The sequence below is a fragment of the Pseudomonas sp. AM8 genome (assembly GCF_036346475.1).
Classification (GTDB): domain Bacteria; phylum Pseudomonadota; class Gammaproteobacteria; order Pseudomonadales; family Pseudomonadaceae; genus Aquipseudomonas; species Aquipseudomonas marginalis.
Map to the genome: position 1 here is coordinate 1 of NZ_JAOTNX010000032.1, position 6,274 is coordinate 6,274.

General features: G+C 58.8%; 6 protein-coding genes. 3 read left to right on the top strand and 3 right to left on the bottom strand.

Going from position 1 to position 6,274, the window contains the following annotated elements:
- Window positions 1-310: 310 nt before the first annotated feature.
- Window positions 311-1,723 (bottom strand): aminotransferase-like domain-containing protein, encoded by a 1,413-nt coding sequence (locus V3W40_RS34465; protein WP_330216536.1) that lies wholly within the window; start codon window positions 1,721-1,723, stop codon window positions 311-313.
- Between the two features lie 124 nt (window positions 1,724-1,847).
- Here V3W40_RS34465 and V3W40_RS34470 point away from each other — a divergent pair, with 124 nt between their 5' ends.
- The 3 genes from V3W40_RS34470 to V3W40_RS34480 all read left to right on the top strand — a co-directional run bounded on the left by V3W40_RS34470 (window position 1,848) and on the right by V3W40_RS34480 (window position 4,900).
- Complete coding sequence (locus V3W40_RS34470; protein ID WP_065923925.1) at window positions 1,848-2,480, top strand: LysE family translocator; 633 nt, start codon at window positions 1,848-1,850, stop codon at window positions 2,478-2,480.
- 85 nt (window positions 2,481-2,565) lie between these two features.
- Window positions 2,566-3,624 (top strand): diguanylate cyclase, encoded by a 1,059-nt coding sequence (locus V3W40_RS34475; RefSeq protein WP_330216537.1) that lies wholly within the window; start codon window positions 2,566-2,568, stop codon window positions 3,622-3,624.
- A 46-nt stretch (window positions 3,625-3,670) separates the two neighbouring features.
- Window positions 3,671-4,900 (top strand): M20/M25/M40 family metallo-hydrolase, encoded by a 1,230-nt coding sequence (locus V3W40_RS34480; protein ID WP_330216538.1) that lies wholly within the window; start codon window positions 3,671-3,673, stop codon window positions 4,898-4,900.
- 126 nt (window positions 4,901-5,026) lie between these two features.
- Here V3W40_RS34480 and V3W40_RS34485 read toward each other — a convergent pair whose 3' ends face one another.
- The gene (locus tag V3W40_RS34485; protein WP_074846518.1) at window positions 5,027-5,347 is read right to left on the bottom strand and encodes a contact-dependent growth inhibition system immunity protein; all 321 of its coding nucleotides are present in this window, start codon (window positions 5,345-5,347) and stop codon (window positions 5,027-5,029) included.
- Window positions 5,344-6,274 (bottom strand): RHS repeat-associated core domain-containing protein (locus tag V3W40_RS34490; RefSeq protein WP_330216539.1); only part of this gene is annotated, 931 nt, incomplete at its 5' end. The genes V3W40_RS34485 and V3W40_RS34490, both read right to left, overlap by 4 nt.

The following is a 6,274-nucleotide window of genomic DNA, read 5'->3' on the forward strand; positions in this document are numbered from 1 at the left end:
CTGGCATGGCCGGCGTTGGCGCCCTTGATCACGGCTGCACCGGTGTCCTCGTTGTCGACTTCATCCCAACTCAGCATTGAAATACTCCCTTCTGTTCTGTTTTGACGGCATGTGAACCCGTCCAAAAAAATCTGATTTGCAGGCTGCCAGGCATTGAAATACTGCGCAGAGTGTGGTCGGCGATTACCGATACTGCACACTATGTAGTGGTCTGTTCTGTTTGTGGGCACACTATATGGTGTGTAACAGAATGGGTCAACGAACAAGAAAGGATCGAACGTCGCAGGGGGTAGCAGAACCGCGCTGTCGTTCAGGACCCGCCCACGGCCTCGAGTAACAGCGCTTCAAACACCTGCTGCACCCGTGGCTCATCACTGTGGGCCACGTTGAAACGCATCGAATCGCGATGGACCGGGTCGTAGCCGAAGAGCGCGCCCGGCGCCAGGACCAGGCTGCGTTTCAACGCTTCCTGGGCCAACCATTCGCCGTTCACACCCGCTGGCAGGCGTGCCCAGATGAACATCCCGCCCTCATAGGCCATCGGCAACTCGCACCCGCAGCGCCGCAGCCATTGCTCCACGCGCCCGCCGGCTTCCATCAGGCGTTGGACCATGCGCTTGCGATGCTTGGCGTAGCTGCCTTCGCTGAGCATGCGGTAGACGATCTGCTCGAACAGTTCCGAGGTCACGCCGCCGCTCATCAACTTCATATTGGTCAGGTTGGCGGCCAGTTGCGGCGCGGCCACCGCGAAGCTGACGCGGGTGTTGGCACTGAGGATCTTCGAGAAACCCGACAGGTAGGTGACCTGGTCCAGCCCGGCGAGGGTGGCCAGGCGTGGCGGCGGGTTGGGGTGCAGGTCGCCGTAAAGATCGTCCTCGACGATATGGCAGTGGTACTGCTGGGTCAGTTGCAACAGGCGAAACGCCTGGCTGGGGCTGAAGGAGTGGCCGGTCGGGTTATGCAGCACGCTGGTGGTCAGGTACAGGCTCGGACGGTGTTCGGCCAGCAGTTGTTCGAGGGCGGTGAAATCGAAACCGTCGGGGCGGCGTTGGATGGTCACCACCTTGACGCCGTGCAGCGCCAGGTTGGCGTGGAAGTTGAAATAGCACGGTGCGTCCAGCAGCACCGTGTCGCCGGGCCTGGCGAGCAGGCGCATGAGCATGTCCAGGCCCTGCAGGGTGTTGGGGGTGGTGATGATTTGTTCCACCGGGACCGACAAACCGTCGGCGTGCAGCTTCTGTTGCAGGGCCAGGCGCAAGGGCAGCAGCCCGGCGGGCGTGCCCAGCCCGGCGATGCGCAACGACGGCGTGCGCACCACGCTGCGCATGGCCTGGCGGATGCCCTCGGCGTCCAGCCAGGCTTCCGGCAGGTGGCCGCCGCCGGGGCGCAGCTCGCCGCCGGCGTTGACCAGCGGGCGACGCAGCACGCTGAGCAGGTCCTGGGGCAGCAGGTCGACCCACGCCACCGAGACCGGACGCGTGCTGTCCATCGCCACGAAGTAGCCACGGCCCTGCCTGGAGGTGAGCAGGTTGCGCCCGCGCAGGCGGTCCAGGGCTTCGTTGAGGGTGAACTTGCTGACGCCCAGGGTCTGGGTCAACTCCCGCACCGACGGCAACTTGCTGCCGGGCGCCCATTCGCCGCTCTCGATGCGCTGGCTGAACACCTCGACGATCTGCTGCACCTTGGGTGTGCCGTCCACGAACGCGATGGCGGATACAAACATAAACTGTCCTTGTGTTTGCCGGTGCTTTTACCGGTGAAGTTTGGCCGGATTAGGCCTGACTTTACCTGCCTTGTGCAACGGCGCTTGCCTACACTGCAGGCCTTCTCACCCTGGGTCCAAGGCCATGACCAGCGCATTGACGCTCTCTTCGTTTCTCTACTTCCTGCTGTTTTGCGCCACCATGACCTTCAGCCCCGGCCCCATGACCCTGCTGCTGTTGAGCTTGGGCTTAAAGGACGGCCTGCGCAGTTCGCTGCCGGCCCAATTCGGCGCCAGTGTGTCGTACCTGATTTCGATCCTGATCTTTGCCGTGGGCTTTTCGGCACTGATCAAGGGCAATCTCGCCATCACCCAGAGCATCCAGATAATCGGCGTGGTCTACATCCTTTACCTGGCCTACAAACAATGGACCAGCAGCGGTGTCGCCATGGATAAGGCCGCTGGAGTAGAGGGCGCACGCCGCTTGTTCGGCAAGGGTTTGCTGACCGGATTCTCCAACCCCAAGACCCTCATCATGTTCAGCGCTGTATTCCCACAGTTCGCCGGGGCAGGGGAGCAACGTTCGGCGGTGGATATCGCCATCCTCGGGGCGACCTTCCTGGTGCTGCAATTTGCCAGCGGTTGCCTGTATTGCTACTTCGGCCAACGCATCAAGCACGTGCTGGAAAACCCCAGGCGCCGTGTGCTGTTGCAGCGGATCACTGCGGTGCTGTTGCTGGGTGTGGCGTTGATGCTGGCCCGCGGTTTTCCCCACTGAATGGTTTGGATGGGGAATGAGCAGTAGTGGCGAATTGCTGGCGCCCTGATAGACTCCGGGCATTCATCCAGGATTACAGCCCTCCATGCCTGCCGTCGGAGGAAAAGGATTTCCGCTCGCTACCCGTTTGTATAAATCCCGCACCTTAGGGCTGACGCTCGGTTTTGTGTGCGTAGTGTTTGGCATGTATCCGCTGGATCCGGCGCCATGGGTGTGGGCCTGGATGGTGATCAATGCATTTGTCTGGCCGGTCGTGGCCTTTCAGCGCTCGTTGCGTGCTACCCATACGCTGCGCAGTGAGCGGCGCAATTTGCTGTTCGATTCGTTTTGCGGCGGTTTCTGGGTCGCGGCCATGCATTTCAACCCGCTGCCCGGTGTGACGACCCTGTCGATGATGACCATGAACAACGTCGCCATCGGCGGTCCGCGCTTCATGCTGGCGGGGTGGGCGGCTCAGGCGCTGGGCATCGGCACGTCGCTGTTGATATTCACGCCGGCCTTTATCGCCACGACCACCCCGGTCCAGCTCTATGCCTGCCTGCCGATTCTGATGCTGTACCCGCTGGCGCTGGGTTGGATCTGTTACCGCCAGGCGGTGACCCTGGCCCGGCACAAACGCGAATTGCTGGCGCTGAGTCGCACCGACAGCCTGACCGGCCTGCTCAACCATGGCGCGTGGAAAGACCACCTGGAGATCGAGTTCCAACGTTGCTGCCGCGAACAGCAAGGGGCCGCGATTGCATTGATCGACATCGACCATTTCAAGCTTATCAACGACACCTATGGCCACGTCACCGGCGACATCGTGCTGCGCCAGCTCGGCAAAGTGCTGCGCCAGAACCTGCGCACTACTGACCTGGCCGGGCGCTATGGCGGCGATGAATTCTGCGTGATCCTGCCGGGCATGCCGCTCAACCGTGCAACCGAAGTGATGGATGCGTTGCGCGATCGCTTCAACGCGTTGGCGTACGCCCAGGACCCTTCATTGCGCGCCAGCTTGAGTATCGGCCTGGCGCCGTATCAACCGGGGCACGCCGATTCCACCACGTGGCTCAACGACGCAGACCTGGCGCTGTATGAAGCCAAGAGCAGCGGGCGCAACCGGGTCAGTTCGGTGCACGGCACTTGGTTGCGGTCGGTCTAGTGGGGTAGGGTGAGGCGGCACCCCAACAAAAAACAAGGACCGGTTCATGCCCTTCACCTTCCCGCGTACTCTCCTGGCCGCCACGCTGGCCTTGTCCTTCGCACTCCCGGCCTACAGCGCCGAACCCCACCGGCAGATCCAGGCGGACGCCGAACAGTACAAGGCCCCGGCCCTGAAACTGCTGGAGCGCCTGGTGAATATCGATTCGGGTTCCGGCTACGGGCCAGGCCTGACCCAGGTGAGTGACATCGCCGTCGATGAACTCAAACAGCTGGGCTTCACCATTGAACGGGTGCCGGATGCCGCCGCCAACAGCAGCCATGTGATCGCCACCCTCAAGGGCAACGGCAAGGCCAAAATCCTGCTGATGGCCCACATGGACACCGTGTTCAAGGAAGGCTCGGCGGCCGAACGGCCGTTTCACATCAAGGACGGCCGCGCCTATGGTCCCGGGGTGATGGATGACAAGGGCGGCATCGTCGCCGGTATCTACGCACTCAAAGTCCTGAAAAACCAGGGCTTCAAGGACTATGCACAGATTACCTTCCTGCTCGATGCCAGCGAAGAAACCGGTTCCGACATCGCCTCTGAACTGATCCGCAACACCGCCAAGGCCCACGACGTCACGCTGAACCTGGAACCCGGCCGCCCAGCCGACGGCCTGGTGGTGTGGCGCAAAGGCAGTGCCACCGCCGTGGTCGAAGTCAAAGGCAAAGCTGCCCACGCCGGCGTGGCCCCGGAGCTGGGGCGCAACGCCGCCATGGAAGCCGCGCATCAGATCCTGCAGTTGGGCAAGCTGGGTGATGAAGAGAAGAAAACCACCATCAACTTCACCGTCATCAAGGCGGGCGACCGCACCAACGTCATCCCCGACCAAGCCACCGCCAAGGCCGACGTACGCGCGGCATTGCCGGAAGAGTTCGACCGGATCGAGAAGGACCTGGTGCGGGTCTCCGCCAACAAGCTGATCCCGGAAACCGAAGTGACCACCACCCTCAAACGCGGCCTGCCGCCCATGCCGCAGACGCCGGTGTCGGACAAGCTGGTGGCGATTGCTCAGGGGATCTATGGGGAGTTGGGTAAAAAGTTGACCATTGAAGGCAGCGGCGGGGCGGCGGATGCCAGTTTGTCCGCCGGGGTGGGGACGCCGACGTTGGATGGGTTTGGGATTGTAGGGGGGAATATTCATACGCCGCAGGAGTATGCGGAGGTGGAGAGTGTTGCACCGCGGATCTACTTGCTGAGTCGGATGATTATGGAACTGAGTAAACGCTGATCAGGCTGGGAGGCTCACCTATTCAATTTGGCTGAGCCTTCATTCCTTGTGGTGAGCAGGCTTGCCCTGCGTGGACTGCGCAGCAGGCCAAAATATCAATAGCAAAGATCGTTATACGGCTGCTTTTTAAGTTGAGTATTGGTTTTTTTGTAGATATTCATCAAACTTTCGAACTATGTGATTTAGCCATAACGGGCCTGAGGCCCATTGGTATGGATAGTAGTAATAGCAATGCTGTATATGCAGTAAATTTTCTTGAAGATCTGGCTCATTGGTATACGAATTTATCAGCTCTAAAATTTCCTGTTTTACTGTCATGATTATTTCTCTAGGCGAGTCCAGTAGAAATGTATCGATGACATCATCGGCCGATGAATGATCTTCCGCCCAATCCTGATTAAAGTAAGCACCAAAAAATTGTTGTAGCTCTGTTAATGGTTCATTCATTTTTCTGGGTATCCTGTTAGCAATAGATAGCCATCTGGCATTTTAGGAGCTCGTTTTATGACTAATAGGAACTTATAAACAGGTACGGATTTTTTTGCTCCATTTAGGATGCTTACCCCTACGGGTTGACTTGAGCTGCCTTTAATTAGGAGTTTTTCCTTGTTTCCACTTAAAAATGTAGTTATTTCTTGCTGGTGTGCAGTCAAGCTTTTGGACACTATAGCCTCAGCCTCTTCTAGAGTTTTGAAGGTAGATGAGGCTGGGATGTGCGGTTCTGATTCAAATCTTGCCGCTAACTGTTCGTCTGTTCGACCGACATGTTTTTCAATCAGGTGTCCTCCAGCCTTCTCGTGAGTAGTTAATACTCCAGGAGGTGCTTTTTTTGTTAAATCGTTTTTTGAATCCGGGCAATTTCCAATCTTACAGCTTAACCCTAACGGATCCACCCACCCCGTCGGATTGGGCACGTACTGATAGGCGTTGATCCCACCCGCCAGCTTCACCGGATCAGGCGTCAGGTAACACCCAATATCCGGATTGTAGTAGCGATGGCGGTTGTAGTGCAGCCCGCTTTCCTGATCAAAGTACTGACCCTGGAAACGTAGCGGGTTGTCGATTGTGCCTTTGTCGAGTCGGCTGATCTGGCCGTAGGCGCGGTAATGTGCGGACCAGACGATTTCGCCGTCGGGGTCGGTGAGTTCCTGCGGCGTGCCGAGGTGGTCGAGTTGGTAGTGGTAGGGCTTGGTATCTTTTGGGCCGAATCCTTCCAGCAGGGCGAGTGGCCTAAAACTATCGGGTTCGTAGAGATAGTTGCGGTGGCGATCTGCGTGGTGTTCGGCAATCAGCCTGTCGCCTTGCCAGAAAAACTCCGTGGTTGTGCCGTCCACGGTTTTGCTGATGCGCCGCCCAAATGGGTCATAGCGATAG

Excerpts from the sequence above, each read along its gene's own strand:
- V3W40_RS34465 (WP_330216536.1), bottom strand. The coding sequence starts at position 1,723 with ATGTTTGTATCCGCCATCGCGTTCGTGGACGGCACACCCAAGGTGCAG.
- V3W40_RS34485 (WP_074846518.1), bottom strand. The coding sequence starts at position 5,347 with ATGAATGAACCATTAACAGAGCTACAACAATTTTTTGGTGCTTACTTT.
- V3W40_RS34480 (WP_330216538.1), top strand. The coding sequence starts at position 3,671 with ATGCCCTTCACCTTCCCGCGTACTCTCCTGGCCGCCACGCTGGCCTTG.
- V3W40_RS34475 (WP_330216537.1), top strand. The coding sequence starts at position 2,566 with ATGCCTGCCGTCGGAGGAAAAGGATTTCCGCTCGCTACCCGTTTGTAT.
- V3W40_RS34470 (WP_065923925.1), top strand. The coding sequence starts at position 1,848 with ATGACCAGCGCATTGACGCTCTCTTCGTTTCTCTACTTCCTGCTGTTT.